Here is a 2,319-nt window from a genome sequence, read left to right as displayed (position 1 = left end):
CCCGCCCCGGCCGAGGAGCAGCCCGCCGTCCCGCACGCCGCGGGCGAACGGCTGGCCCGGATCCTCGGCGGCGAGCAGGGCAGAGTGCTCACCGAGTGGCTGCGGACCGCCGCGGGACTCGGCCGCCGGGTCCCGGCGCACCTGCTGCCCGACCTGTTGGACCACGCGGCGCGCGACCGCTCGATCCGGCCGTTCGCCGCCGTCCCTCGCCGGGCGGCGGGGCCGGTGGCTGGCCCGGCTCGAACCCGGCCTGGGGCTTCCTGGACCAGGAGGCCGGGGCGGCCGGGCCGAGACCGGAGGAGTGGGAGCTGGGCACGCCGGGTGACCGCCGCGCCCACCTGGCCGCGCTGCGGGCCGCCGACCCCGCCGCCGCCCGCGAACTGCTCGCGGCGACCTGGGAGAAGGAGACCCCCGAGGACCGGGCGGCCTTCCTGGAGACCTTCGCCGACGGGCTCGGTTCCGGCGACGAGCCGTTCCTGGAGGCCGCGCTCGACGACCGCCGCCGCGAGGTCAGGAACCAGGCCGCCGACCTGCTCACCCGACTGCCGGACTCCCGGCTGGCGCGGCGGATGACCGAGCGGGCCGCCCGCTGCCTCACCGCGGCGGACCGCCGGATCCTGGTCCATCCGCCGCAGGAGTGCGACGCCGCGATGGAGCGCGACGGCATCCGCGCCCGGCCGCCGCACGGCACCGGCGCCAGGAGCTGGTGGCTGCAGCAGCTCGTGGCGCGGACCCCGCTGGAGGCGTGGCCCGCCCTGCTCGGCCGTCCGCCGGGTGAGCTGGTCCGGGCGAAGATCCCCGACTGGAAGCGGGAGGTCATGGCCGGATGGGTCAGGGCGACCGTGCTCCAGTGCGACTCCGAATGGGCGCGGGAGCTGTTCGCCTGGGACCCGCTCGCCGACCTGCTGGCCGTACTGACCAGGCAGGAGCAGGAGGCCGTGGCCACCGACTTCGTCCGCCGCCACGGCCTGGACGGGCAGCTCATCATGGTCCTCGGCGGAGCCGCCGCCCCCTGGGGGCCCGCGCTGACCCGGGCCGTGCTGCAGAAGATCCTCGACCTGTCCGGCACGCAGCCGTGGAACCTCGGCGAGCTGGTCAGGCTCGCCGGCGAGCGCGCCGACCCCGCCCTGCACGGCCTGGCGGAGCGCTTCTCGCTCGAACCCCCCATCCAGGAGGTCGCCGCCCTCCTGCGTTTCCGTGACGACATGCTGAAGGAGCTCACTCCATGACGACGGTGCTGCGCGCCCACGCCGAGGACCAGTACGCCGAGGAACTGGCCGTGCTGGCCAAGGACGACGACCGGGCCAGGCCGCCGGGCTGGAAGCTCTCGCCCTGGGCGGTGACCACCTACATCCTCGGCGACGGCGACCGGATCACCCCGAAGTACATCGGGCCCCGCCGCATCGTGGAGGTGGCGGTGGCGACGCTGGCCACCGACCGGGCGCTGCTGCTGCTCGGCGTGCCCGGCACCGCCAAGACCTGGCTCTCGGAGCACCTGGCCGCCGCGGTCAGCGGCGACTCCACGCTGCTCGTCCAGGGCACCGCGGGCACCGCCGAGGAGGCGATCCGCTACGGCTGGAACTACGCCAGGCTGCTGGCCGAGGGCCCGTCCCGGGACGCGCTCACCCCGAGCCCGGTGATGCGCGCGATGGCCGAGGGACGGATCGCCCGGGTCGAGGAGCTGACCCGGATGCCCTCCGACGTGCAGGACGCGCTGATCACCGTGCTGTCGGAGAAGACGCTGCCGATCCCGGAGCTGAACGAGGAGGTCCAGGCGGCGCGCGGGTTCAACGTCATCGCCACCGCCAACGACCGCGACCGCGGCGTCAACGACCTGTCCAGCGCGCTGCGCCGCAGGTTCAACACCGTGGTGCTGCCGGTGCCGGCCACCGCCGAGGAGGAGGTGGACATCGTCTCCCGCCGGGTGGAGCAGCTCGGCCGCTCCCTGGAGCTGCCCGAGACGCTGACCGGCCTGGAGGAGATCCGCCGCGTCGTCACGGTCTTCCGGGAGCTGCGGACCGGCGTCACCGAGGACGGCCGGACCAAGGTCAAGTCGCCCAGCGGCACCCTCAGCACCGCCGAGGCGATCTCCGTCATCACCAACGGCATCGCCCTGGCCGCCCACTTCGGCGACGGCGTGCTCCGCCCCTCGGACGTGGCCGCCGGGATCGCCGGCGCGGTGGTCCAGGACCCGGTCTCCGACCGCGTCGTCTGGCGCGAGTACCTCGAGACCGTCGTCCGGGAGCGCCAGGACTGGCGCGACTTCTACCGGGCCTGCCGTGACGCGGGCTGAGCCGCGGCACCTCCCGCCGGCGCTCT

General features: G+C 75.2%; 2 protein-coding genes and 1 pseudogene. All 3 read left to right on the top strand.

Annotated elements, in window-relative coordinates; translation table 11 throughout:
• Positions 1–51: 51 nt before the first annotated feature.
• A pseudogene (locus ACWJ6R_RS34805) lies at positions 52–141 on the top strand (hypothetical protein); the annotation flags it as partial.
• A 119-nt stretch (positions 142–260) separates the two neighbouring features.
• On the top strand, positions 261–1,229 hold the full coding sequence (locus tag ACWJ6R_RS34800) for a DUF5691 domain-containing protein (protein WP_449066282.1): 969 nt from the start codon (positions 261–263) through the stop codon (positions 1,227–1,229).
• A complete protein-coding gene (locus ACWJ6R_RS34795; RefSeq protein ID WP_068895698.1) occupies positions 1,226–2,293 on the top strand; it encodes an ATP-binding protein in 1,068 nt (355 codons plus the stop codon). The genes ACWJ6R_RS34800 and ACWJ6R_RS34795 overlap by 4 nt, the downstream gene beginning before the upstream one ends.
• Positions 2,294–2,319: the final 26 nt, after the last annotated feature.

It is taken from the genome of Planomonospora algeriensis (genome assembly GCF_977012225.1).
This window is presented reverse-complemented; position numbering and strand designations above follow the sequence as displayed.